The organism is Pseudomonas asgharzadehiana, from assembly GCF_019139815.1.
In the GTDB taxonomy this organism is placed as follows: domain Bacteria; phylum Pseudomonadota; class Gammaproteobacteria; order Pseudomonadales; family Pseudomonadaceae; genus Aquipseudomonas; species Aquipseudomonas asgharzadehiana.
Window position 1 is genome coordinate 1518144 of the sequence record NZ_CP077079.1, and the last position, 24974, is coordinate 1543117.

General features: G+C 61.2%; 25 protein-coding genes. 20 read left to right on the top strand and 5 right to left on the bottom strand.

All coding sequences use genetic code 11. The features are described from left to right. Positions 1 to 25 precede the first annotated feature (25 nt). The 9 genes from KSS96_RS06945 to KSS96_RS06985 all read left to right on the top strand — a co-directional run bounded on the left by KSS96_RS06945 (position 26) and on the right by KSS96_RS06985 (position 8346). Complete coding sequence (locus tag KSS96_RS06945; RefSeq protein ID WP_017529741.1) at positions 26 to 1027, top strand: diguanylate cyclase; 1002 nt, start codon at positions 26 to 28, stop codon at positions 1025 to 1027. A 184-nt stretch (positions 1028 to 1211) separates the two neighbouring features. Further along, positions 1212 to 2307, top strand: a protein-coding gene (prfB, locus tag KSS96_RS06950; RefSeq protein WP_100226016.1) for a peptide chain release factor 2 whose coding sequence is annotated in 2 segments (ribosomal slippage) — positions 1212 to 1283 and positions 1285 to 2307 — 1095 coding nt in all. Because the reading frame shifts where the segments join, the coding sequence is not laid out codon by codon here. A 70-nt stretch (positions 2308 to 2377) separates the two neighbouring features. Next, positions 2378 to 3880 (top strand): lysine--tRNA ligase, encoded by a 1503-nt coding sequence (gene lysS / locus KSS96_RS06955; RefSeq protein ID WP_065877178.1) that lies wholly within the window; start codon positions 2378 to 2380, stop codon positions 3878 to 3880. A 105-nt stretch (positions 3881 to 3985) separates the two neighbouring features. Further along, on the top strand, positions 3986 to 4702 hold the full coding sequence (locus KSS96_RS06960; protein WP_017529739.1) for a TetR/AcrR family transcriptional regulator: 717 nt from the start codon (positions 3986 to 3988) through the stop codon (positions 4700 to 4702). A 71-nt stretch (positions 4703 to 4773) separates the two neighbouring features. Continuing rightward, positions 4774 to 5322, top strand: coding sequence for a hypothetical protein (locus KSS96_RS06965; RefSeq protein ID WP_017529738.1), 549 nt, complete (start codon positions 4774 to 4776; stop codon positions 5320 to 5322). A gap of 22 nt (positions 5323 to 5344) precedes the next feature. Continuing rightward, on the top strand, positions 5345 to 6622 hold the full coding sequence (locus tag KSS96_RS06970) for a flavohemoglobin expression-modulating QEGLA motif protein (protein ID WP_017529737.1): 1278 nt from the start codon (positions 5345 to 5347) through the stop codon (positions 6620 to 6622). A gap of 106 nt (positions 6623 to 6728) precedes the next feature. Continuing rightward, entirely contained in the window at positions 6729 to 7616 is an 888-nt protein-coding gene (locus KSS96_RS06975; protein ID WP_065877177.1) for an alpha/beta hydrolase, read from the top strand. A 14-nt stretch (positions 7617 to 7630) separates the two neighbouring features. After that, a complete protein-coding gene (locus tag KSS96_RS06980; protein ID WP_017529735.1) occupies positions 7631 to 7957 on the top strand; it encodes a PA3694 family proteiin in 327 nt (108 codons plus the stop codon). 116 nt (positions 7958 to 8073) lie between these two features. Continuing rightward, positions 8074 to 8346, top strand: coding sequence for a hypothetical protein (locus KSS96_RS06985; RefSeq protein WP_116078341.1), 273 nt, complete (start codon positions 8074 to 8076; stop codon positions 8344 to 8346). Positions 8347 to 8393: 47 nt separating this feature from the next. Here the strand turns inward: KSS96_RS06985 and lptF are convergent, their stop codons facing one another. From lptF to KSS96_RS07000, 3 genes are all read right to left on the bottom strand, one after another. Then, complete coding sequence (gene lptF / locus KSS96_RS06990) at positions 8394 to 9179, bottom strand: lipotoxin F family OmpA-related lipoprotein LptF (RefSeq protein ID WP_017529732.1); 786 nt, start codon at positions 9177 to 9179, stop codon at positions 8394 to 8396. A 55-nt stretch (positions 9180 to 9234) separates the two neighbouring features. Beyond that, positions 9235 to 9660, bottom strand: a complete 426-nt coding sequence (locus KSS96_RS06995; protein WP_017529731.1) for a DUF4398 domain-containing protein — start codon at positions 9658 to 9660, stop codon at positions 9235 to 9237. A gap of 274 nt (positions 9661 to 9934) precedes the next feature. Beyond that, positions 9935 to 10279, bottom strand: a complete 345-nt coding sequence (locus KSS96_RS07000; RefSeq protein WP_017529730.1) for a hypothetical protein — start codon at positions 10277 to 10279, stop codon at positions 9935 to 9937. 184 nt (positions 10280 to 10463) lie between these two features. Here KSS96_RS07000 and ppc point away from each other — a divergent pair, with 184 nt between their 5' ends. From ppc to KSS96_RS07035, 7 genes are all read left to right on the top strand, one after another. Further along, complete coding sequence (gene ppc / locus KSS96_RS07005) at positions 10464 to 13091, top strand: phosphoenolpyruvate carboxylase (protein WP_017529729.1); 2628 nt, start codon at positions 10464 to 10466, stop codon at positions 13089 to 13091. Between the two features lie 295 nt (positions 13092 to 13386). After that, on the top strand, positions 13387 to 14034 hold the full coding sequence (adk, locus tag KSS96_RS07010) for an adenylate kinase (RefSeq protein WP_017529728.1): 648 nt from the start codon (positions 13387 to 13389) through the stop codon (positions 14032 to 14034). A 91-nt stretch (positions 14035 to 14125) separates the two neighbouring features. Continuing rightward, positions 14126 to 14812 carry a tRNA (adenosine(37)-N6)-threonylcarbamoyltransferase complex dimerization subunit type 1 TsaB gene (gene tsaB / locus KSS96_RS07015; RefSeq protein ID WP_065877175.1) on the top strand — a complete coding sequence of 229 codons (687 nt, stop codon included), beginning with the start codon at positions 14126 to 14128 and terminating at the stop codon, positions 14810 to 14812. A gap of 160 nt (positions 14813 to 14972) precedes the next feature. After that, positions 14973 to 15263 carry a hypothetical protein gene (locus KSS96_RS07020; protein ID WP_017529726.1) on the top strand — a complete coding sequence of 97 codons (291 nt, stop codon included), beginning with the start codon at positions 14973 to 14975 and terminating at the stop codon, positions 15261 to 15263. Further along, positions 15263 to 16123: a DUF72 domain-containing protein gene (locus tag KSS96_RS07025; protein ID WP_017529725.1), complete on the top strand. Its 861-nt coding sequence runs from the start codon at positions 15263 to 15265 to the stop codon at positions 16121 to 16123. Before KSS96_RS07020 ends, KSS96_RS07025 begins: the two co-directional genes overlap by 1 nt. Positions 16124 to 16149: 26 nt before the next feature. Next, positions 16150 to 16977, top strand: a complete 828-nt coding sequence (locus tag KSS96_RS07030) for an isocitrate lyase/PEP mutase family protein (RefSeq protein ID WP_116078336.1) — start codon at positions 16150 to 16152, stop codon at positions 16975 to 16977. Positions 16978 to 16980: 3 nt separating this feature from the next. Beyond that, positions 16981 to 17679: an extensin-like domain-containing protein gene (locus KSS96_RS07035; RefSeq protein ID WP_217855936.1), complete on the top strand. Its 699-nt coding sequence runs from the start codon at positions 16981 to 16983 to the stop codon at positions 17677 to 17679. Between the two features lie 3 nt (positions 17680 to 17682). Here the strand turns inward: KSS96_RS07035 and KSS96_RS07040 are convergent, their stop codons facing one another. Next, complete coding sequence (locus tag KSS96_RS07040; protein ID WP_017529722.1) at positions 17683 to 18303, bottom strand: hypothetical protein; 621 nt, start codon at positions 18301 to 18303, stop codon at positions 17683 to 17685. A gap of 96 nt (positions 18304 to 18399) precedes the next feature. Here KSS96_RS07040 and KSS96_RS07045 point away from each other — a divergent pair, with 96 nt between their 5' ends. Then, positions 18400 to 19182 carry a class I SAM-dependent methyltransferase gene (locus KSS96_RS07045; RefSeq protein ID WP_065877172.1) on the top strand — a complete coding sequence of 261 codons (783 nt, stop codon included), beginning with the start codon at positions 18400 to 18402 and terminating at the stop codon, positions 19180 to 19182. Positions 19183 to 19185: 3 nt separating this feature from the next. Here the strand turns inward: KSS96_RS07045 and KSS96_RS07050 are convergent, their stop codons facing one another. Then, positions 19186 to 19821, bottom strand: coding sequence for a TetR/AcrR family transcriptional regulator (locus KSS96_RS07050; RefSeq protein WP_217855938.1), 636 nt, complete (start codon positions 19819 to 19821; stop codon positions 19186 to 19188). Positions 19822 to 19914: 93 nt separating this feature from the next. Between KSS96_RS07050 and KSS96_RS07055 the strand changes: the two genes are divergently transcribed. From KSS96_RS07055 to KSS96_RS07065, 3 genes are read left to right on the top strand one after another with little or no spacing between them, the layout of a single operon-like run. Continuing rightward, positions 19915 to 21015, top strand: a complete 1101-nt coding sequence (locus KSS96_RS07055) for an efflux RND transporter periplasmic adaptor subunit (RefSeq protein WP_065877171.1) — start codon at positions 19915 to 19917, stop codon at positions 21013 to 21015. A 6-nt stretch (positions 21016 to 21021) separates the two neighbouring features. Continuing rightward, positions 21022 to 24087, top strand: a complete 3066-nt coding sequence (locus KSS96_RS07060) for an efflux RND transporter permease subunit (protein ID WP_065877170.1) — start codon at positions 21022 to 21024, stop codon at positions 24085 to 24087. Between the two features lie 2 nt (positions 24088 to 24089). Next, the gene (locus KSS96_RS07065; RefSeq protein ID WP_065877169.1) at positions 24090 to 24683 is read left to right on the top strand and encodes a LysE family translocator; all 594 of its coding nucleotides are present in this window, start codon (positions 24090 to 24092) and stop codon (positions 24681 to 24683) included. Positions 24684 to 24974: the final 291 nt, after the last annotated feature.

Genomic DNA, 24974 nt, shown 5'->3' on the forward strand with positions numbered 1-24974 from the left:
CAGGCAGTAATTCAGGTGACTGCACATGAATGATTTACAGATCGATGGCATCAAGACTGACGAAAACGCCGCCATGGTATTGCTGGTCGACGACCAGGCCATGATCGGCGAAGCCGTGCGACGCGGCCTGGCCCATGAAGAGAATATTGATTTCCACTTCTGCGCCGACCCGCACCAGGCGATTGCCCAGGCCATTCGCATCAAACCGACGGTTATCCTGCAGGACCTGGTCATGCCAGGCCTCGACGGCCTGACCCTGGTGCGTGAATACCGCAACCACCCGGCCACGCAGAACATCCCGATCATCGTGCTTTCCACCAAGGAAGACCCGTTGATCAAGAGCGCGGCGTTTTCGGCCGGGGCCAACGATTACCTGGTCAAACTGCCGGACAACATCGAACTGGTGGCACGTATCCGCTATCACTCGCGCTCCTACATGACCCTGTTGCAGCGCGATGCGGCTTATCGTGCGCTGCGGGTCAGCCAGCAACAGCTGCTGGACACCAACCTTGTGCTGCAACGGCTGATGAACTCCGATGGCCTGACGGGGCTGTCGAACCGTCGCCACTTCGACGAATACCTGGAACTGGAGTGGCGCCGCGCCATGCGTGACCAGACCCAGCTATCGCTGCTGATGATCGACGTGGACTTCTTCAAGACCTACAACGACAGCTTCGGCCACGTCGAGGGCGATGAAGCGCTGCGCAAAGTCGCTGACACCATCCGTGGAGCAAGCAGTCGCCCCTCGGACCTGCCGGCGCGCTATGGCGGCGAAGAGTTTGCCCTGGTGTTGCCGAACACCTCGCCGGGTGGGGCGCGTCTGGTGGCCGAGAAGCTGCGCATGGCCGTGGCCGCGCTGAAGATCCCGCACATAGCCCCGGTTGAAGGCTCGAGCCTGACCGTCAGTATCGGGCTGTCGACGATGACACCGGTGCAGGGCACCGATTGCCGAAAATTGATCATGGCGGCGGACAAGGGCTTGTATACCGCCAAGCACAACGGGCGCAATCTGGTCGGCATCGAGTAATTCGAGGCGGGCACAGCTTCATCAACTGACAGGCCCTCATCGGGAGCAAGCCCCCACATGTGATCGGGATTATTCGGTGAATCGTGTGTAAACACTGGCCTTTTCGCCAAGCGGGCTGCCGCTCCCGCCCGTTTGCCGTTATACTCGCCGGCTTTCAAAAGTTCGCCAACGAGTGCTGCCCGCCATGGAAATCAACCCGATCCTTAACACCATCAAGGACCTGTCCGAGCGCTCCGAAACTATTCGGGGGTATCTTTGACTACGATCAAAAGCATGAGCGTCTGACCGAAGTCAATCGCGAGCTTGAAGATCCGAGTGTCTGGAACAAACCTGAATACGCCCAGGAACTGGGCCGCGAGCGCGCTGCGCTGGCGCAGATCGTCGATACCCTCGACGAGCTGAACACCGGTCTGGCCGATTGCCGTGACCTGCTGGACATGGCCGTCGAAGAAGACGACGAAGGCGCAGTGGGCGATGTCGTCGCCGAGCTGGCCCGTCTCGAGGAAAACCTCGCCAAGCTCGAATTCCGCCGCATGTTCAGCCACGAAATGGACCCGAACAACGCCTACCTGGACATCCAGGCCGGTTCCGGCGGCACCGAAGCCCAGGACTGGGCCAACATCCTGCTGCGCATGTACCTGCGCTGGGCCGACAAGCGCGGTTTCGACGCGACCATCATGGAACTGTCGGCCGGCGAAGTCGCGGGTATCAAAGGCGCTACCGTGCACATCAAGGGTGAATACGCCTTTGGCTGGTTGCGTACCGAGATCGGCGTACACCGTCTGGTGCGCAAGAGCCCGTTCGACTCCGGCAACCGCCGCCACACCTCGTTCTCGGCCGTGTTCGTTTCGCCAGAGATCGACGACAAAGTCGAAATCGAGATCAACCCGGCCGACCTGCGTATCGACACCTACCGCTCCTCCGGTGCCGGTGGCCAGCACGTAAACACCACCGACTCGGCCGTACGTATTACCCACGTACCGACCAACACCGTGGTCAGTTGCCAGAACGAGCGCTCCCAGCACGCGAACAAGGACACCGCCATGAAAATGCTGCGGGCCAAGTTGTACGAGCAGGAAATGCAGAAGCGCAACGCCGCTTCCCAGGCGCTGGAAGACACCAAGTCGGACATCGGCTGGGGTCACCAGATCCGTTCTTATGTGCTCGACGCGTCGCGGATCAAGGATCTGCGTACCAACATCGAACGCAGCGACTGCGACAAGGTGCTCGACGGCGATATCGACGAATACCTGGAAGCCAGCTTGAAATCAGGGCTGTAAACCGTCAGCCAAGACCCAAGTCCCCCGCCACCAGTGGGGGCAACGAACCTGTAATGGAATTTCAAAAGACATGAGCGACCAACAACTCGACCCGCAAGCCCTGCAACAGGAAGAAAACTCCCTGATCGCCCTGCGCAAGGAAAAGCTTGCTGCCGAGCGCGCCAAGGGTAACGCCTTCCCCAACGACTTCCGCCGCGACAACTACTGCGATGCCTTGCAGAAGCAGTATGCGGACAAGACCAAGGAAGAGCTGGCAGAGGCTGCGATCCCGGTCAAGGTGGCGGGTCGCATCATGCTCAACCGTGGCTCGTTCATGGTGATCCAGGACATGACCGGGCGTATCCAGGTCTACGTCAACCGCAAAACCTTGCCTGAAGAAACCCTGGCCTCGGTGAAAACCTGGGACATGGGCGACATCATCGCAGCCGAAGGCACCCTGGCCCGTTCGGGCAAGGGCGACCTGTATGTCGAAATGACCAGCGTGCGCCTGCTGACCAAGTCCCTGCGCCCCCTGCCGGACAAGCACCACGGCCTGACCGACACCGAGCAGCGCTACCGCCAGCGCTACGTTGACCTGATCGTCAACGAAGACGTGCGCCAGACCTTCCGCGTGCGTTCGCAAGTCATCGCCCACATCCGCAGCTTCCTGATGCAGCGCGACTTCCTGGAAGTGGAAACCCCGATGCTGCAAACCATCCCCGGTGGTGCCGCGGCCAAACCGTTCGAAACCCACCACAATGCCCTGGACATGGAAATGTTCCTGCGCATCGCGCCTGAGTTGTACCTCAAGCGTCTGGTGGTGGGCGGCTTCGAAAAGGTCTTCGAGATCAACCGCAACTTCCGTAACGAAGGCGTCTCGACCCGTCACAACCCTGAATTCACCATGTTGGAGTTCTACCAGGCCTACGCCGACTACGAAGACAACATGGACCTCACCGAAGAACTGTTCCGCGAGCTGGCGCAGTTGGTCCTGGGCAGCACCGACGTGCCGTACGGCGACAAGGTGTTCCACTTCGGCGAACCGTTCGTGCGCCTGTCGGTATTCGACTCGATCCTCAAGTACAACCCTGAGCTGACCGCTGACGACCTCAACGACATCGACAAGGCTCGTGCCATTGCCAAGAAAGCCGGCGCCAAGGTGCTGGGCTTCGAAGGTCTGGGCAAGCTGCAAGTGATGATTTTCGAAGAGTTGGTGGAGCACAAGCTGGAACAGCCGCACTTCATTACCCAGTACCCGTTCGAAGTGTCGCCGCTGGCGCGTCGCAACGACGACAACCCGAACGTCACCGACCGTTTCGAGCTGTTCATCGGTGGCCGCGAAATCGCCAACGCCTACTCCGAGCTTAACGACGCCGAAGATCAGGCCGAGCGCTTCATGGCGCAGGTGGCCGACAAGGACGCCGGCGACGACGAGGCGATGCACTACGACGCTGACTTCGTACGTGCCCTGGAATACGGCATGCCGCCAACGGCCGGCGAAGGCATCGGCATCGACCGTCTGGTGATGTTGTTGACCAACTCGCCATCGATCCGCGATGTGATCTTGTTCCCGCATATGCGGCCACAAGCGTAACCGTAGCGAAATCCGAAGCCGCCTTTTATAAGGCGGCTTTTTTATGTGGCGTTTATAAGCGTCAAGCAAACGACGCCAGGTTTTTTACTCTCAAGGATGTGTTTGGTGAACCGCGTAACCGCACAAGAAGGCGCCGCCGGCATCGCTGCTGCCGTGGCTGAAAGCGTCCAGTACCAGGGCCGCAAGGCCAGCCGTCGAGGCAGCGAACAGCGCCGACAAGACATTCTCGACGCGGCCATGCGCATCGTGGTGCGCGATGGCGTGCGTGCCGTGCGCCATCGGGCGGTGGCGGCGGAGGCGGGGGTGCCGTTGTCGGCCACCACCTATTACTTCAAGGACATCGACGACCTGCTCACCGATACCTTCGCCCAGTACGTGGAGCGCAGCGCCGCGTACATGGGCAAGCTGTGGGTACGCAACGAAGGCTTGCTGCGCGAGATGGTCGCCTATGGCGATGGCAGCGCAGCGTCGCGCTCGCAGTTGGCCGATGACATTGCGCGGTTGACCGCCGACTACGTGCTGCGCCAACTGACCAACCGTCGCGACTACCTGATGGCCGAGCTGGCCTTCCGCCAGGAAGCGCTGCTGAACCCCCGCCTGGCTGAACTGGTGCGCTCTCACCAGCAGATCCTGTTGCAGGGCACCGGGCAGTTTTTTCAGGTATTGGGCTCCCGCGAGCCGCAACAGGACGCCAAGGTGTTGACGGCGATTATCAGTCGGATGGAATATCAGGGCCTGCTGGGCGGCGCAGAGCCTCTGACCGGTGAAGAGATGCTTGAGATTCTCAAGCGCTACATGCATTTGGTGTTGGCCTCGGTCTAGCCTGGCCCCATGCACGATCTGCTTTATGTGGGAGCTGGTGTGTCGGCGCCTCACATCTGACGGGGTATTACATGAAAACCTGGCGTATCGCGGTAGTCGCCTTGTCGTTACTGTTGCTCAGCGGTTGCCTGGTGACCTTCAAGTCGCCGCTGGCAACGCAGGATACGGCGCCGGCTGAACTACTGGGCAAGTGGGCCAGCAAAAACGCCTGGGGCGAGCCGCTCAACCTGCACATCACCCGCGCGGGCGAGCAGCGATATAAAGCCGTGAGCTACCCTGTCGCCAAGCCGGGCCAGCGGGATGAGTACCTGTTCAGCGTGTCGCGCCATGGCAGCCGCTGGTATCTGTCGGCACCTTTGCCGGCCAAGCTGGGCGGGCATTTTATTCTGGCGGGCTTCGAAATCAACGAAAAGCACGAATTGGTGGTCTACAACCTCGATCTGGAGCAAATCCACCAAGCCATCGGCCAGCAGGCATTGCGCGGCCACACCGTAGAAACCGTCGAAGGCGACGGCGTATTGGTGGACAGCCCGATGGAGCAGGTGTTTGCCTACCTGGATAACCCGGCCAACGCCGATGTGTTCGTTGAAGCCGTGCGCTACCAGCGTGCGGGCAAATAACGTTTAAAGAAGGAAGCACCCGGTGGACGATTACCAGCAGACGATACGCAGCTTGTCCGATCGCATTGTGCTGGCGCAAACACCGATTCGCGTGCTCGACGCCGTGAAGTGGGACGACAACATTCGCCAGGGCTTTCTCAAGGCCAAGGGCAAGGCGATGCCTGCGGTGGACCGCGACTATTACCTGAACCGGCCGCTGTCGTTCGACTCCAGCGCGGTGAAGCTGGAGTTCCAGAACATCGAGCGTGACATCACCCGCCGGCTCGGCCAGTTCAGCCCGGTGGGGCAGATCATGCGCCGCATGTGCCGTGAATATCGCATGGTGGTGCGCATGCTCGAAGCACGCGGCACCGAGGACTTCGGCCTGATCTCCCAGGAACTCTACGGCGCCGCCTCCGACGCCTTCCACGCCGGTGACCCGACCCTGGCCGACCTTGGCCTGATGCTCTCCGACTACCTGAACAATATCGACGGGCGTGGCGACCTCAAGGACGAAGCCAAGACCCTCACCGCCAAAGACGCCGTCGCGCTGTTGCAAACCCGCCTGAACAAGGTGTTTGGCGAGGCCGAGGAAACCATCCGCGTGTTTGAGTCCGACGGTATCGTCGCCGACGCGGCGGCAGGGGCCGACTACATCAAGATCCGCGCCGACGCGATGTTCAACAGCCGTGACGTGCGTGCCCTGGAAGTGCATGAAGGCCTGGTCCACGTCGGCACTACCTTGAACGGCCAGAACCAGCCGATCTGCACGTTCCTGTCCAAGGGCCCGCCGTCGTCCACCGTGACCCAGGAGGGCCTGGCGATCCTGATGGAGATCATCACGTTCGCGTCCTACCCCAGCCGCCTGCGCAAACTGACCAACCGCACCCGCGCCATCCATATGGTGGAGGAGGGCGCCGACTTCCTGCAGGTGTTCGAGTTCTTCCGCGAGCAAGGCTTTGAAATGGCCGAGAGCTATGGCAACGCCAGCCGGGTATTTCGCGGTTCGGTGCCGAATGGCCTGCCGTTTACCAAGGATTTGTCCTACCTCAAGGGCTTTATCATGGTCTACAACTACATCCAGCTGGCCGTGCGTAAGGGCAAGCTGGAGCAAGTGCCGTTGCTGTTCTGCGGCAAGACCACCCTGGAAGACATGCGCACCCTGCGCCAACTGGTCGACGAAGGCCTGGTGGTGCCGCCCAAGTACCTGCCCGAACAGTTCCGCGACATGAATGCGCTGGCGGCGTGGATGTGCTTCTCCAACTTCCTCAACCACCTGAGCCTGGACCGGATTGAGGCGGATTACTCCAACATCCTGTAACAGATATGACAGACGAAACCGGCTCACTGTGGGAGGGAACAAGCCCCCTCCCACAGTGGATCTGCACAAGTCGGCATATTCCAACTCAATCACGAGGCTTCAACGGATGAGAATCCTCGGCATTCTGTGCCTGCTACTCACACTGAACGGCTGCAGCTCACTGCTGTTCTACCCCGAACCGGGCCTGCCGTTCACACCGCAAAAGGCCGGGCTTGCCTACCGCGACGTCACCCTTACCACCGCCGATGGCGTGAAGTTGCACGCGTGGTGGCTGCCGGCCAAGCCGGGCGTGCCGCTCAAGGGCACGGTGCTGCACCTGCACGGCAACGGCGGTAACCTGGCCTGGCACCTGGGGGGGAGTTGGTGGCTGCCCGAGCAGGGCTATCAAGTGTTACTGCTGGACTATCGCGGGTACGGCTTGTCGGAGGGCAAACCCTCGCTTCCCGCGATCTACCAGGATGTAGACGCCGCCTTCAGTTGGATCGACGAGGCTCCCGAAACCCAGGGCCAACCGTTGATCGTCCTCGGCCAGAGCCTGGGCGGCGCGCTGGCGGTGCATTACCTGGCGGCGCACCCCGAGCGCCAGGCCAGGCTCAAGGCGCTGGTGCTGGACGGCGTGCCCGCCAGTTATCGTGACGTAGGACAATTCGCCCTGAGCACCTCCTGGTTAACATGGCCGTTACAAGTGCCTTTGTCCTGGCTGGTGCCGGATGCCGACAGCGCAATCAACGCCATGCCCCAACTGACCGGCGTGCCGAAACTGTTGTTCCACAGCCTGGATGATCCGATCGTGCCGCTGGCCAATGGCATCCGCCTGTACCAGGCCGCGCCGCCGCCCAGGGTGTTGCAACTGACGCGCGGTGGGCATGTGCAGACCTTTGCCGACAAAACCTGGCAAACCGTGATGCTGCGCTATCTGGATGACCCGCAACACTTCAATGGCCTGCGTCGCCTGGGCGAAATCGCGAACTACCCCACTTCTAAAGTTGATTGATCAGAGAGCCCGCAATGAGCGAAGAACGCAACATGATCCCGCTGATCCTCACTGGCATCGGCACCATCATTGGTACCGTCGGTTGCCTGTGGTACTACGGCTACCTGCACTTTGCCAAGCCGCAGGATGCGCTGCTGCTCAGTGACTTCACCATGCTCAAGACCGTACCCGGCGAGGACTACAAGATCTCCCTGACCCCGGCGGCCCAAGTGGCGCAATGTGTGGACGGTGTGCTGGTGATGTTCGACACCGAGCAAAAGGGCCTGAGTGGCGTGCTGGTAAACAACAAGAAGCAAGCCGTGCGCTGCATGGGGCAGGAAACCCCGCAACTGCAGCAATAGGAGGATCGCGCCAATAGCTGGAAACATCTGGAACCGTTTTTCGTAGGGCGCCACTGACGGGTCTGTCAGTGCGACTGGCAGATCACTTACGAATACGGAACTTTGGAGAGTAAAAGATGGATATCGCTGCCATAGGCAAGATGTTGAGAATGGCCAGGGGCCATGAACGACTGGGACAGGACGCCGCCCAAGGCACTGTCCAGCGCCAGGAAAAAATAGACCCGGACGTGCTCAAGAAACTGATGGAGATGCTTTCGGATGGCGCTCAGGGCGGTGGCGGTGCTGACGGTCAAGTGGATCAAGAGCGGATCAGCAAGATGATGTCGGGGCGCCAGGGTATGGAAGCGCTGATGCCGGACAGTGACAACGGTCGCCAAATAGTGAGTTGACCCAAAAAAACCCACCGTCAGGTGGGTTTTTTTTCAGGCTGGATCAATCAGTTCGTCATCGACGAACGTGGCTTGACCGGCTGGTTGTCGTTGGAAATGGTCACTTCAACGCGACGGTTCATGGCACGGCCCGACACGCTGCCGTTATCGGCAACCGGGTATTCCTTGCCGTAACCGGTAGTCACGATGCGGCGCGGGTCAACGCCCATCTTGATCAGCGCGACCTGCACCGACGCGGCGCGACGCTCCGACAGGCTCTGGTTGTAGGCATCGCTGCCAGTGCTGTCGGTGTAGCCTTCAACGATCACCTGACGATCAGGGTTTTCCTGAAGGAACTGCGCCAGTTTGTTGATGTTCACCAGGCCGCTGGATTTGAGGTCGGCCTTGTTGGTGGCGAACAGCACATCACCAAAGGTCACCAGGGTGCCGCGATCGGTTTGCTTGGCATTCAAGCTGTCTTGCAGTTGCTTGATCTGTGCATCACGGGCATCCAGAAGGGCGCGGGCGCGTTCGTCACCGGCGTTTTTCAGCTTGGCTTCGGACTCGCGCAGCACGATGGTGTCTTTGGCTACTTCAACCCGCTGGTTGGTCAGGTAGGCCAGTTGGTCGACCTTCTTCTGGTCTTCCTTGTCGCGGTACGCCTTGTCGGCCTTGTCCAGCCAGTCTTGGGCGTCCTTGGTTTCCAGAGCGGCAACCTTGGTTGCGTTCGGGTTGGCTTGCAGGGCCGAGAAGTTGGTTCGTGCGTTTTCCAGGTTCGCGTTCGGCGGGGTAGAGCACGCCGCCAGGGCAACGCTCATCGCCAACAGGGCAGGGATCATCAATTGTTTACGCATAATCGTGTCGTCCTTTCAATTCGATATCGGGTGCGATGCAGTCAAGGCGCGTGGCTTATTTCTGCTGGATAGCCGCCGGGCGCATGCCTTCCTTACGCAGCTCGTCAACAGCCTTCTGGGAATCCTTCACGGCCTGCTCAGCCTTGGCGGCCTGGGCTTTGCGCTCTGCAACGCGAGCGTCCCACTCGGCTTGTTCAGCCAGGCGACGGGCTTCATCGTAGTTTTTGTCATGCATAGCCAGTTCAGCTTGCTTGAGCTTGTCTTGGGCCGACTTCATTTCTACGGCCGCGTACTCAGTGCCGCCGGCGCTCACAGCGCTGTTGACCGCCGATTGAGTCACCGCGTATTGCTCGGTCGGAGGGTTGCCGGCGCAGCCAGCCAAAACGAAGCTGGTGCCGATTGCCAGCGCGGCCAATTTGAGCCCGCGCAAGTGGTTAAACGTGGATTTGGCAGTGCTGGTCTTCATCGTCTTCAACTCCATTGGATAACTCCTGAAAAACTTCAAAATCCATCGCTGTGGGTCAACGGTTCAGGGCTCGACGGTAACGCTCATGGTGCCCTTTTAAACGACCGTTCCAAGTGATGGCTTACTGGCTGTGACTGGCGGCTTTTTTGAATAGTTCAGAGAAGATGGCGATTTGCCTAAAAAAATATCTGACTGAATGGTCAGCGTAAAAACTTGGAACTTTCGGCAGGCGCAGCGGTACGCCGGGCCTTTACCAAGGCCCGGCGTAAAAGGGTGTGGCGGGGTTTTATCAGTGCTTGGGTTTGTCGGCGCCGGCAGCCATATCGTGCAGGTAACGCCGTGACAAGGTGAGAAAGCGCGGGGTAGGGCCGACGTCTTCGTACAGCGGATCGCCTTCCTCATCGGTGGCGATGACGTGCTGGCCCTTGATATAGGGAAAGCTGGCTTCCAACTCTTCAAGGGCGGCGCCGATCAGCTCGCCGAGCAGTTCTTCGGGGTGGCGCTTGGGATACATTTCGGCGATGGCCGCCAGCCGCGCGGCAGCTTCTACATCCAGGTGGATCGCGTACTCGGTCTTGGTCAGGCGACCCTTGGCGTTCTCTTCCCAATGCTGGGCCAGTTCTCGAATTTTCATGGCAACCTCAATAAAACCCACGATAGCGGGCGGTGATGAGTGACCAGTCGCCCGCGTGGATAAACGCGACGACTCAACAGTGAGACTAGCTGCACGCCGCAAGGTTTAAAGTCTTGTCATAAAACGAGGCTGGCGGCACTCTGACACACCTGCGCGTCCCGGATTTCTGGCTGGAGATTGGCTGATGAGTGATATCGATGCACGCTTGCGTGAGGATGTTCACCTGCTGGGTGAACTGCTGGGCAACACCATTCGAGAGCAGTACGGCGCTGATTTTCTCGACAAGATCGAGCAGATCCGTAAAGGCGCCAAGGCCGACCGCCGCGGCGCCGGCGATGAACTGAGCAGCAGCCTCAACCAATTGCAGGAAGACGAACTGCTGCCGGTGGCCCGGGCGTTCAACCAGTTTCTCAACCTGGCCAATATCGCCGAACAGTACCAGTTGATTCACCGCCGCGATGAGTCGCAACCGGCGCCGTTCGAGTCTCGGGTGTTGCCGCAACTGCTGGCGCGCCTGCAAAGCGAAGGTCACAGCAACGAGTCCCTGGCCCGTCAATTGGGGCGCCTGGAGATCGAACTGGTCCTCACCGCCCACCCCACCGAAGTGGCGCGCCGCACCCTGATCCAGAAATACGATGCCATCGCCGCGCAATTGGCGCTGCAGGACCACCGCGACCTCACCACGGCCGAGCGCGAACAGATCCGCCAGCGCCTGCAACGGTTGATCGCCGAAGCCTGGCACACCGAAGAAATCCGCCGCACCCGGCCCACCCCGGTGGACGAAGCCAAGTGGGGCTTTGCCGTCATCGAGCATTCGTTGTGGCACGCCATCCCCAATTATTTGCGCAAGGCTGACCAGGCCTTGCACGCCGCCACCGGCCTGCGCCTGCCGCTTGAGGCCGCGCCGATCCGGTTTGCGTCCTGGATGGGCGGCGACCGTGATGGCAACCCGAACGTGACCGCGCCGGTGACGCGCGAAGTGTTGTTGCTGGCGCGCTGGATGGCCGCCGATTTGTACCTGCGCGATATCGATCACCTGGCGTCCGAACTGTCGATGCAAAAAGCCAGCCCGGCATTGCAGGCCAAGGTCGGCGACAGCGTCGAGCCCTACCGCGCCTTGCTCAAGCAACTGCGCGAACGCCTGCGCGCCACGCGCCAGTGGGCCCATACCGCGTTGGGCAGCAGTACGCCGGCACCGGCTGAAGTGTTGCAGAACAACCGCGATCTGTTGGAGCCGCTGGAGCTGTGCTACCAGTCGCTGCATGAATGCGGCATGGGGGTGATCGCCGATGGCCCGTTGCTCGACTGCCTGCGCCGGGCCGTGACGTTTGGCTTGTTCCTGGTGCGCCTGGACGTGCGACAGGATTCCAGTCGCCATTGCGCGGCAATGACTGAAATCACCGATTACCTGGGCCTGGGCCGCTATGAGGACTGGGACGAAGACGCACGCATCAGCTTCCTGATGAAGGAACTGGCCAACCGTCGTCCGCTGCTGCCGGGTTATTTCAAACCGTCGGCGGATACCGCTGAAGTATTGAATACCTGCAAGGAGATCGCTGCCGCACCGGCCGCCTCGTTGGGCTCCTACGTCATCTCCATGGCCGGCGCCGCCTCGGATGTGCTGGCGGTGCAACTGTTGCTTAAAGAGTCGGGCGTGCAACGGCCGATGCGCGTGGTGCCGCTGTTCGAAACCCTGGCCGACCTGGATAACGCCGGCCCCGTGATCGAGCGATTGTTGCTGCTGCCGGGTTACCGCGCGCGGTTGCAGGGGCCGCAGGAAGTGATGATCGGCTACTCCGACTCGGCCAAGGATGCCGGCACCACCGCCGCCGCCTGGGCGCAATATCGGGCGCAGGAACGGCTGGTGGACATCTGCCGCGAACAACAGGTGGAACTGCTGTTGTTCCATGGTCGCGGCGGCACCGTCGGGCGCGGTGGCGGCCCGGCTCACGCGGCGATTCTGTCGCAGCCGCCGGGTTCGGTGGCGGGGCGTTTCCGTACGACTGAACAAGGCGAAATGATCCGCTTCAAGTTCGGCCTGCCGGACATCGCCGAACAGAACCTCAATCTTTACCTGGCGGCGGTGCTGGAGGCGACGCTGTTGCCTCCGCCGCCACCCGAGCCTGCCTGGCGGCATTTGATGGACGAACTGGCCGCGGACGGTGTCAGCGCTTACCGCGCCGTGGTGCGGGAAAACCCGCAATTCGTCGAGTATTTCCGCCAGTCCACCCCAGAGCAGGAACTCGGCCGTTTGCCGTTGGGCAGCCGCCCGGCCAAGCGCCGCGCCGGTGGTATCGAAAGCCTGCGCGCCATCCCGTGGATCTTCGGCTGGACCCAGACCCGCCTGATGCTGCCCGCCTGGCTGGGCTGGGAAGCCGCCTTGAGCAAGGCTCTGGAGCGTGGCGAGGGCGAACTGCTGGGGCAGATGCGCGAGCAGTGGCCGTTCTTCCGTACGCGCATCGATATGCTGGAAATGGTGTTGGCCAAGGCCGATGCCGATATCGCGCGTTTATACGATGAGCGCCTGGTGCAGCCCGACCTGTTGCCATTGGGTGCGCATTTGCGCGACCTATTGTCGCAGGCCTGCGACGTGGTGCTTGGCCTGACCGGCCAGTCGCAACTGCTGGCCCATAGCCCTGACACCCTGGAGTTCATCCGCCTGCGCAACACCTACCTCGACCCGCTGCACTTGTTGCAGGCCGAGTTGCTGGCACGTTCGCGCCAGCAGGAAGCGGCACAGGACAGCCCTCTGGAACAGGCGCTGCTGGTCTCCGTGGCCGGTATCGCCGCTGGTTTGCGCAACACCGGTTGAGGTTTTCGGCGTGTTCTCAATGGCTTGCAGCTAAACCGCGACGGCCGCCCCGAAACGGGCGGTCGTTGTTTGAACGGTCGGGTTGCACCCAGGCACACCCTACCTATGGCGCATGCGTGGCACGGGTTCCTGCGACTTTTGGCGGCTTGTGTGGTTAAGGCCTGCTGTGTATCTTGATCAGCCTTTGGCCGTTTGGGCGGCCTCGGCTCACATTTTTAAGAGCCATATTTTTACGAGATTGGCCCCACGCGGCGAATCCGAGCGTCATCTCTATAAAAAATTGAGGAGCACATCGATGCGCGTCATTCTGCTGGGAGCTCCCGGGGCCGGTAAAGGTACTCAGGCTAAGTTCATCACCGAGAAATTCGGCATTCCACAAATCTCCACCGGCGACATGCTGCGCGCGGCCGTAAAGGCCGGCACCGAGCTGGGCCTGATCGCCAAGAGCGTGATGGACAGCGGCGGCCTGGTCTCCGATGACCTGATCATCAACCTGGTCAAGGAACGCATCAGCCAGCAAGACTGCAAGAACGGTTTCCTGTTTGACGGTTTCCCACGCACCATTCCCCAGGCCGAAGCCCTGGTGAAGGCGGGCGTCGAGCTGGACGCCGTGGTCGAAATCGCCGTTGAAGACGAAGAAATCGTTCAGCGCATTGCCGGCCGTCGCGTTCACGAAGGTTCGGGCCGCGTGTATCACGTTGTCTACAACCCGCCAAAGGTTGAAGGCAAGGACGATGTCACCGGTGAAGACCTGGTACAGCGCAAAGACGACACCGAAGAAACCGTGCGTCATCGCCTGTCGGTCTACCATTCGCAGACCAAGCCGCTGGTGGACTTCTACCAGAAGCTGTCCGCTGCCCAGGGCAAGCCGAAGTACAGCCACATTCCTGGCGTTGGCTCGGTGGAAGCGATTACTGCCAAGGTGCTTGAAGCACTGAAATAACCCTTGCGCTCAGCTTCACAGACAACGGCCCGCTTGCGGGCCGTTGTTGTTTATACTGGCGCACTTTTTTTCGACTTGGACACCCACACCGATGAGCACCCTGCTGGCCCTGGACACCGCGACTGAAGCTTGCTCCGTTGCCTTGCTGCACGACGGCAAAGTAACCAGCCACTACGAGGTGATCCCGCGCCTGCACGCGCAGAAGCTGTTGCCGATGATCAAGCAGTTGCTGGAAGACGCGGGCACCACCCTGGCCGCCGTCGATGCCATCGCCTTTGGTCGTGGCCCGGGTGCCTTCACCGGTGTGCGCATCGCCATTGGCGTGGTGCAGGGCCTGGCGTTTGCGCTGGAGCGGCCAGTATTGCCGGTGTCCAACCTCGCGGTGCTGGCCCAGCGCGCGTTGCGCGAACAAGGGGCCTTGCAAGTGGCCGCAGCCATCGACGCGCGAATGGACGAGGTCTATTGGGGCTGCTACCGCGAAACGGCTGGCGAGATGCGCCTGGTGGGGGTGGAGGCGGTGCAGCCCCCCGAGTCCTCGGTGCTACCTGAGGGCGCCGGCGGTGACTGGTTTGGTGCTGGCACCGGCTGGGGCTATGGCGAGCGTATCGGCGTGCAACTGGCTGGCCAGGACGTCACGATGTTGCCTCACGCCGAAGACCTGCTGACGCTGGCACGCTTTGCTTTTGAGCGGGGCGAGGCGATTGCTGCTGATCAGGCGGCACCGGTTTACCTGCGCGATAAAGTCGCGCAGACCAAGGCGGAACGAGGAATTATTTGACGCCAAAAATGATGGCAATTTGGGGCAAAAGTCGCCAATCGTCAGAATTTGCCCCCGTTTTTAAACCTTTTTCAAATTATGTGTTCTAGTTATCACCAGAGCATTTGCGCACAACGGACAGTGCTGCCAAAATGCCATCACTGATAGCGAGTTCGCGCCCATGCGTATTGATGGATTTTCCTCACAGTCGTACCCAATCAAGCGTAAGCCGCGTAAGGCAAACGCCACGGTGGACGACTCCGTCGAGGATTCGCCGGATTTCATCGAAGTGCAGTCCGACGCGCAGGCCAGTTCTCAAGCACGCATCAGCGGCCTTCCAGCCCGTCAGCAAGACATGATCTTCCCGCGCTCCATGAGCAAAAGCGTTGCCACTGCCCTGGCCAGTTACCTGACCACCGCCAGCTTTGTCGAATGGGATATGGAAGTGCTGGGCCTCGACATCCATATCTGATGCGTCTGCCTTACTACCTCGGTTGCCCGTCCTGGAGTGAAAACGCCTGGCGCGAGTACCTGTACCCCGCCGATGCTCACTCCAGCGATTACCTTGCGCTGTATTCCCAGGTCTTCAACGCGGTTGAAGGCAACACCACGTTTTATGCCCGCCCCTCGGCCGCCACGGTGCAGCGCTGGGCCGACATCATGCCCGCAGATTTCCGCTTCACCGCCAAGTTCCCCGGTGATATCAGCCATGGTGGCGATTTGCGTGAGCAATTGCCGGCGGCGCAGAGTTTTGTTGGCTTGATGAGCCCATTGGGTGAGCGGGTTTCACCGCTGTGGCTGCAATTGTCGGCGAGTTTTTCGCCGCAGCGCCTGGCTGAGCTGGCCGGTTTTATTGAGGGCCTGGAGCGTCCGATGGCGGTGGAAGTACGCCACCCGGCGTTCTTCGCCAAGGGCGATGCCGAACGCATGCTCAACCGTTTGCTGCGTGACCGTGGTGTGGAGCGCATCTGCCTCGACCCACGTGCACTGTTCAGTTGCACCTCGACCTCGGCGGCGGTGCTGCATGCCCAATCAAAAAAGCCCAAGGTGCCGCCGCGTCCGGCCGCGCTGACGCTGTTTCCGCAGGTGCGGTTTATCGGCCACCCCGAGCTTGAGGCGAATGACCCCTTCCTGGTTCCCTGGGTAGAAAAAATCGCCGGTTGGATCGAAGAGGGCCGCACACCCTATGTGTTCCTGCACACCTCCGACAACCGCCTGGCCGCGCAACTGGCGCTGCGGTTCCACGAAAAACTGCGCGAGCGCCTACCCGGCCTGCCGGCGCTGCCTACGCTCAATCGCACTCCCGAAGTGGAACAACTGGGGTTACTCTAGGCTCCTTTTTCCGCCAGGAGCCAGACATGGATGCTCAAACCCTTCGCGCCGAAACCTTCAAGGCCCTGCACGAGCGTGACCGTGCGTTCGTCATGCCCAACCCATGGGACGCCGGCTCCGCCGTGATGCTGGCCAGCCTGGGTTTCGAAGCGTTGGCCACCACCAGTGCCGGCTATGCGTTCAGCCTGGGGCGCCCGGACGCGGAAGGCGCGCTGTCCCTGGAAGATACCTTGCTCAATGCCTCGATGATCGCCAACGCCACCGCGTTGCCGGTAGCGGCCGATCTGGAAAACGGCTTCGGCGACGCCCCCGATGACTGCGCCCGCACCATCCTGCGTGCCGCGGCCACCGGCATTGTCGGCGGCTCGATCGAAGATGCCACGGGTGTTGCCGCCGACCCGATCTATTCCTTCGACCTCTCTGTTGAACGTGTGGAAGCTGCTGTCGCGGCTGCCCGCAGCCTGCCATTCCCCTTCACCCTGACCGCCCGCGCGGAAAACCTCCTGCATGGCCGCCTGGATTTGCCCGACACTGTTCGCCGCCTGCAAGCCTACGCCGAGGCCGGTGCCGACGTGCTGTATGCGCCCGGCTTGCGCAGTGCCGAGGAAGTGCTGGCGGTGGTCAAGGCTGTGGCGCCCAAACCGGTGAATGTGTTGATGTCCGGCGGGCTCAAACTCAGCGTGGCGCAATTGAACGCGATGGGCGTCAAGCGCATCAGTGTCGGTTCGGCAATGGCGCTGGCGGCCTATGGCGAGTTTTATCGCGCGGCTCAGGAGGTTTATGAGTTGGGCACATTCAGTTTTACCGAGCGCTCGATGCCGTTCAGCCGGGCCAACCAGTTCTTCAAAGGTTAAGCCGTGCGTTTTTTCAACGTCATGGGGGCGCTGCTGGTGCTCGGCGGCGTTGTTGCCGTTGGGGTCTGGCGCGGCTGGGTGCCGGTAGCGGATCAATGGAACCCCTGGGCGCCGCTGGATGTACGCGCCACCCCCAACCTGCTGACCCGCTACAAACTGGGGCGTCTGGCAAATGACCCCGCGTTGTGCGAACAGGTGCTGGAAACTTCCGGCCTGCATGTGAGCCATCAAGCTGATACGCCCTCCGACGTTGCCTGTCCCTTGCGCAATACCTTGCGCGTGCAGGGCGCGGCGGTCGGCTTGAGCGGCAGCTTTCTCGCCAGTTGCCCGTTGGCCGTGGCGTTCGCCCTGTTCGAGCGTCACAGCCTGCAACCGGCGGCCCAGGCGATATTTGGCCAGGCGGTGACGCGGGTCGATCATTTGGGCAGTTTTGCCTGTCGCAACATGTATAACCGTGCCGAAGGGCGGCTGAGCCAGCATGCCTCGGCCAACGCCTTGGATATCGCCGGGTTTCGCCTGGCGGATGGGCGCAGCATCAGCGTGCTCAAGGACTGGCCGGGGGAGGGCGACAAGGCGCGCTTCCTGCGACAGGTACGCGACAGCGCCTGTGATGATTTCAACGTGGTGTTGGGGCCAGACTACAACGCCGCGCACCGCAACCATTTCCACCTGGACATGGGCCCCTGGTGGGTGTGTCGCTGAAGGTCAGGCGGCCAGGCGCAGGTTCTGGGTGACCAGCGGGCGTGCCCAATGGTAGTCAAAGTCCAGGGCCTGTTGTTGCGCCAGCAGCTCCTCGGTCGGGTACGGCGTGGCGGGAGGTGGCAGCAGGTCCAGCTCGAACTCGGCAATCGGCAGATGCAATGGGCGTGGTTGCGGCGCCGGGCCTGGCTCGGGCAATGGCTGGCCGGCGCTCAGCACGATGGGGCGTACCCAACCGCTTTCAAAATTCTGCTGGCGTTGCTGGGCAACGATCTCTTCTTGCGGGAATGGCGTGGCGGCCGGTGGCAGCAACTCGGTGTCGAATTCGGCGATGGGCAGGAACAGCGGCTCAGGCGGGGCGATGATGGTGTCTTTCACGTCGCACTCACGCTGGGTGAGGATCTGCGCCAGCAGGTCGGCGCCTTCGCTGGGTTCTACCGCCGGGTCCATCGCAGCCGACGCCTGGGCAGCCGGCACGCCTGGCGTATCGCCAAGCTGCTCGGCCAACGCGCGGGCGAAGAAGTCCTGCCACACATGGCTCACCCCGGCCAGCGCTTGGGTATTGCGCAGGCCGTAGTGGTTGTGGGTCGGCAGTACACCGATGGTTAGGGGGAGAATGTCTGACATTTTTTTCGGTCGACGCTCAGCTCTGGCAAAATACCTGACTGTGATTTTTATCGGCCGTTGTTTGCCGATCCTTAATATTTTTGAGCGTAGCGATTGATGAGCGAACATCCAGCGGCCAGCCGCATCCAGGTCGAGGCTTTGGCCGAAGGTTTCCAGGCTCGCGCCGAGCAATGGGCTTCGTTGCTTGGTCTGCCTTTACAGCTCGCGGATGCGGAGTTTTCCCTGCAGGTCGGGGAACATGGCCTGCAACTGCAACAGCTCGGGCCTGACGCACCGGGGCCGGTGCGTGTGGACTTTGTCGAGGGTGGCGCCGCGCACCGGCGTTTATACGGTGGCGGCAGCGGGCAGATGATCGCCAAGGCCGTTGGCGTTGCCCAAGGCGTGCGCCCACGCGTACTGGATGCCACGGCCGGCCTGGGCAAGGATGCGTTCGTACTGGCCAGCCTCGGTTGCGACATGAGCCTGATCGAACGCCAGCCGCTGATCGGCGCCTTGCTTGAAGACGGCCTGGCGCGCGGCGCGGAGGATTTCGAAGTGGCGCCCATCGTGGCACGCATGAAGCTGCTCAAGGGCAACTCCATCGAGGTGATGCGTCATTGGGAAGGCGAGCCGCCGCAGGTTATCTACCTCGACCCCATGTTCCCTCATCGTGAGAAAACTGCCCTGGTGAAGAAAGAAATGCGCCTGTTCCGGCCGTTGGTGGGCGATGATCCGGACGCGCCGGCCCTGTTGGCCGCGGCACTGGCCCTGGCCAGCCACCGCGTGGTGGTCAAGCGCCCACGCAAGGCGCCCTGCATCGAAGGGCCCAAGCCGAGCCATGCGCTGGATGGCAAGTCCAGCCGCTATGACATCTATCCGAAGAAAGCGCTCAAGCCTTGATGTTCAAGGCCTGTAGGCCCGCATAAACAACCCCACCACGTCCTGCACATGCGCTTCGGCGGCTTCTTCAGTCAGTTGCCCGCCGCAGCCATACAGCAAGCAGAAATTCGCCGTGCCCTTGAGCAGGCAAAAAAAGTGCTCGGCGGCCTTAAAGGGTTTGTCGATGCTCAGGGCGCCGCTTTGGTCGATCTTACCGAGCAGGCGCTCCATGCCTTGCAGCATGCGCATCGGGCCGGCTTCGAAAAAGATCCGCGACAGTTTCGCGTCCTGATTGCCGGTGGTCATCATCAGGCGATGCAGGTTGACCGACTCCTCACTGTTGATCAGGCGATGAAAGCCCCGTGCGATGTTCAACAGCACCGTCTTGACGGGCATGCCGTCGGGCAGCTCGAAGTACATGACCGGTAATTGCTCTTCGCACTTGGCCACGACGGCGGCGGTGAATAGCGTCTCTTTGTCGGTGAAGTGGCTGTAGACGGTCAGTTTCGATACGCCGGCTTCAAGGGCCACGGCATCCATGCTGGTGTTGGCGTAACCATGACTCAAAAACAGAAATTTCGCTGCTTCGAGGATCGTCTGGCGTTTTGCCATGTCCTTGGGGCGCCCGGGGCTGTTGGTGTTCAATGGATTGTCGGACATTTTCACCTTTAATACTGGACTGGTGAGTTTGGTATTAATAACATACTGGCCAGTATAATTATTCCTAGCTCCATTTGCGAAAGGTCCTTCAGCATGCGCAGTACTTTCCTGCCCCTTGCGTTGCCTGTCAGCCTGGTCTTCCTATTGGCCGCCTGCGGCCATGAAGAAGCGGCCCAGACCACCGTCCGCCCGGCCATGGTGGTGCAGCCGCAGCCATCGGCGCAGTCGACGGACAGCTACCCCGGCGAAGTACGTGCCCGCTATGAACCGGACCTGGCCTTTCGCATCGGCGGCAAAGTCAGCAAACGGTTGGTGGAAGAGGGCGAGCGCGTCAAGGCCAACCAAGCCCTGGCGGAACTCGACCCCCAGGACGTGCGCCTGCAATTGGAAGCCACCCGTGCCCAAGTGGCCGCCGCCGAGGCCAACCTGAGCCTGGTGCGCGCTGAACGTGACCGCTACAAAACCCTGATGGACCGTCAGATGGTCAGCCGTTCGCAGTACGACAATTCCGAAAACCTCTACCGATCCGGTGAAGCGCGCCTCAAGCAGATCAAGGCCGAGTTCGATGTGGCCAGCAACCAGGCCGGTTATGCCGTGCTTCGTGCGCCGCAGGACGGTGTGGTTGCCAAACGTGCGGTGGAAGTCGGCCAGGTGGTGTCCGCCGGGCAAACCGTGTTCACCCTGGCCACCGATGGCGAGCGGGAGGTCCTGATCAGCCTGCCGGAGCAGGGGTTTGGCCGCTTCAAGATCGGCCAGCCGGTGGCGGTGGAGTTGTGGAGCCAGCCGGACCAGCGCTTTGCCGGGCGCATTCGTGAGCTGTCACCGGCTGCCGATCCCAAGTCGCGCACGTTTGCTGCACGCGTTGCGTTCACCGGTGGCAAGGTGCCGGCGGAACTGGGCCAGAGCGCCCGCGTATTTATCCAGGCCGACGGTGTTATTCCACTGTCGGTGCCGTTGTCGGCCCTCAGCGCGGAGAATGGCGCGTCCTACGTTTGGCGTGTGCAGCCGGACAACACCCTCAAGCGCGTGCCGGTGCGTATCGGCGCGTTCGGCGAAAAAACCGTCCCGGTGCTGGAAGGCCTGACCCCCACCGACTGGGTAGTCGCGGCGGGCGTGCACGTGCTCCACGAGGGCCAGCAAGTGCGCCCGGTGGATCGCTCCAACCGTGTGGTCAATCTAGCGGCCAAGGAGTAGTCCCTGATGGGTTTCAATCTTTCCGAATGGGCGTTGCGTAATCGCCAGATCGTACTGTTCCTGATGATCCTGCTGGCGGTGGTCGGCACTTTGTCCTACACCAAACTGGGGCAAAGCGAAGACCCGCCGTTCACCTTCAAGGCCATGGTGATCAAGACCAACTGGCCGGGTGCTACCGCCCAGGAAGTCTCGCGCCAGGTCACCGAGCGCATCGAGAAAAAACTGATGGAGACCGGCGAGTACGAACGCATCGTTTCGTTTTCGCGTCCCGGTGAGTCCACGGTCACCTTCATTGCTCGCGACTCCATGCACTCCGTGCAGATTCCCGAGTTGTGGTACCAGGTGCGCAAGAAAATCAGCGACATCCGCCAGACCTTGCCGCCGGACATCCAGGGGCCGTTTTTCAACGATGAATTCGGTACCACCTTCGGCAACATCTATGCCCTGACTGGCGACGGCTTCGACTACGCCGTGCTCAAGGACTACGCCGACCGCATCCAGATTCAACTGCAACGTGTGCCGGATGTGGGCAAGGTCGAACTGCTTGGCCTACAGGACGAGAAGATCTGGATCGAACTGTCCAACCTCAAGCTCGCTACCCTCGGCCTGCCGTTGGCGGCGGTGCAGCAGGCGTTGCAGGAGCAGAATGCGGTGTCCACCGCCGGCTTCTTTGAAACCCCGAGCGAGCGCGTGCAACTGCGCGTGTCGGGTAACTTCAAAACGGTGGAAGAGATCCGTAACTTTCCGATTCGCGTCGGCGACCGCACCTTCCGCATTGGCGATGTGGCCGACATCCATCGGGGTTTCAATGACCCACCGGCGCCGCGCATGCGTTATATGGGCGCGGATGCCATCGGCCTGGCCGTGGCCATGCGCGACGGCGGCGACATTCTGGTACTGGGCAAGGCCCTTGAGGGTGAATTCGCACGCCTGCAGAAGAACCTTCCGGCCGGCATGGAGCTGCGCAAGGTATCGGACCAACCGGCAGCGGTGAAAACCAGTGTCGGAGAGTTCGTCCAAGTGTTGGCCGAGGCCTTGGCGATTGTCTTGCTGGTGAGCTTCTTCTCCCTTGGCGTACGCACCGGCATGGTGGTGGCCCTGGCGATTCCGCTGGTGTTGGCGATGACCTTTGCCACCATGTATTACCTCGGCATCGGCCTGCACAAGATCTCTCTCGGTGCGCTGGTATTGGCCTTGGGCCTGCTGGTGGACGACGCGATCATCGCCGTGGAAATGATGGCGATCAAAATGGAGCAGGGCTATGACCGGCTTAAAGCCGCGAGTTTCGCCTGGACCAGTACCGCCTTCCCGATGCTCACCGGTACGCTGATCACCGCCGCCGGCTTCCTGCCGATTGCCACCGCGCAATCCAGTACCGGCGAATACACGCGCTCTATTTTCCAGGTGGTGACCATCGCGTTGCTCGCCTCGTGGGTCGCCGCTGTGGTGTTTGTGCCGTATCTGGGGGAAAAGCTCCTGCCTGACCTGGCGAAGATTCACGCGGCCAAACACGGCGCGGATGGCCCTGACCCCTACGGCACACCGTTTTACCAGCGCGTCAGACGTTTGGTGGAATGGTGCGTGCGCCGGCGCAAAACCGTGATCGTGTTGACCTTGCTACTGTTTATCGGCTCGGTGGCCTTGTTCCGCTTTGTGCCGCAGCAGTTCTTCCCGGCTTCCGGTCGCCTGGAGTTGATGGTTGATCTGAAACTGGCCGAAGGCGCCTCCCTGAGCAACACCGCCGACCAGGTAAAACGTCTGGAAGGATTGCTCAAGGCCCACGCCGGCGTCGAAAACTATGTGGCCTATGTCGGCACCGGCTCGCCACGTTTCTACCTGCCCCTGGACCAGCAACTGCCGGCGGCCAGCTTCGCGCAGTTTGTAGTGCTGGCTAAAACCATCGAAGAACGCGAAGGCCTGCGTACCTGGTTGATCGAAACCCTCGACGAACAATTCCCCGCACTGCGCGGGCGCGTCACCCGGTTGGAGAACGGACCGCCTGTGGGTTATCCGGTGCAGTTTCGTGTAACCGGCGAGCACATCGAAGAGGTCCGCGCCCTGGCTCGGAAAGTGGCGGCCAAGGTCCGCGAAAATTCCCACGTCGCCAATGTGCATCTGGACTGGGAAGAACCGAGCAAAATCGTCTACCTGAATATCGACCAGGACCGCGCCAGGGCGTTGGGGGTCAGTACCGCCAACCTGGCCAAATTCCTGCAGAGCTCGCTGACCGGCTCCAGCGTCAGCCAGTACCGGGAAGACAACGAGTTGATCGAGATCCTGTTGCGCGGCACGGTTCATGAACGCACCGAGTTGTCGCTGCTGCCAAGCCTGGCCGTGCCGACCGACAACGGCAAAAGCGTCGCGCTGTCGCAGATCGCCACCCTCGAATACGGCTTCGAGGAGGGCATTATCTGGCACCGTAACCGCCTGCCGACCGTGACCGTGCGCGCCGATATCTATGGCAAGGAGCAACCGGCGACCCTGGTCCAGCAGATCCTGCCAACGCTCGCCGACGTACGTGCCGAACTGCCGGACGGTTATCAGCTGGAGGTCGGCGGCACCGTCGAAGACTCCGCCCGTGGGCAGAACTCGGTGAAGGCCGGGGTACCGCTGTTTATCGTGGTGGTGCTGACCTTGCTCATGCTGCAACTGCGCAGCTTCTCGCGCAGCGCCATGGTGTTCTTGACCGCGCCGCTGGGCCTGATCGGTGTGACGCTGTTCCTGCTGGTGTTCCGCCAGCCGTTCGGTTTCGTGGCGATGCTCGGCACCATCGCCCTGTCGGGCATGATCATGCGCAACTCGGTGATCCTGGTGGACCAGATCGAGCAAGACATCAAGGCCGGCCTGGCACCGTGGCAAGCCATTATCGAGGCCACCGTGCGGCGCTTTCGCCCGATTGTGCTGACGGCACTCGCGGCGGTGCTGGCGATGATCCCGCTGTCGCGCAGCGTGTTCTTCGGGCCGATGGCGGTAGCGATCATGGGTGGGTTGATTGTGGCGACGGCGTTGACACTATTGTTCCTGCCGGCGCTGTATGCTGCGTGGTTCCGAGTGAGGAAGGACGTCGCGTAATCATGTTGGCCACTGTTTCAGCCCTGTTGCTGCTGCTGCTCGCCCCAGGCCCCACCAATACCCTGTTGTTTCGCGCCGGGGTGTTGTTCGGGCTTCGGGCTTCGTGGCTGTTGGTGTTTATCGAATGCCTGGCGTACCTGCTCCAAGTGTCGGTGTGGGGCGTCGCGCTGCTCTACCTGGGGGCTTATTCACCTTGGGCATTGCAAGCGACGCAACTGGCCGCCGCCTGCTACCTGTTGTATGTCTCGTACAAGCTCTGGCAACGCAAAAACAGCGCCCTCGACCCACGGCACGACCGCTTCTCTGGGCTTTATTTTTTCTGGCTGACGGTCATGAACCCCAAGGGGCTGTTGATCGTATCCTTCATCGCGCCGGCCAGCACCTTTGCCACGCTGCAAGGTTATGTCACGTTCATGGGCACGCTGGCGCTGGTGGTGATACCGGTGGGGGCGGCCTGGATCGTGCTGGGCAGTCGCTTTGCAGGGATTCAAAAAACCTGGCTCACGCCGTTGAGGATCAATCGCGCAACGTCCGTGGCGATCGGTTGTTTTGCCACGCTCATGATGGGGCGGTTGGCCGAGGCGGTTATGCATTGATTGGCCGGCGTTTCACATGCTGATGCAAACACGCCTCAGGCCAGGTGGAACGTTCATGGGTTTCACTCCACTCAGATTTGCCTGATGGACAGGCACAGGTCTTGGTTCCGCCCGTTGGCGGCCGGCCTGATTTCACTGAGTTCAAGGAGTGTCAGATGTCGTTTTTCAGCGCAATTGCTGCGTTCAAGGGTGCATTTCTGGGGGCGTTGCTGGGTGGCTACTTGCCGCGCGAAGGCACTGCTCCAGCTTTACAGCAAAGACCAGGAGGCGAGGCTCATCGCCCCCATCCAA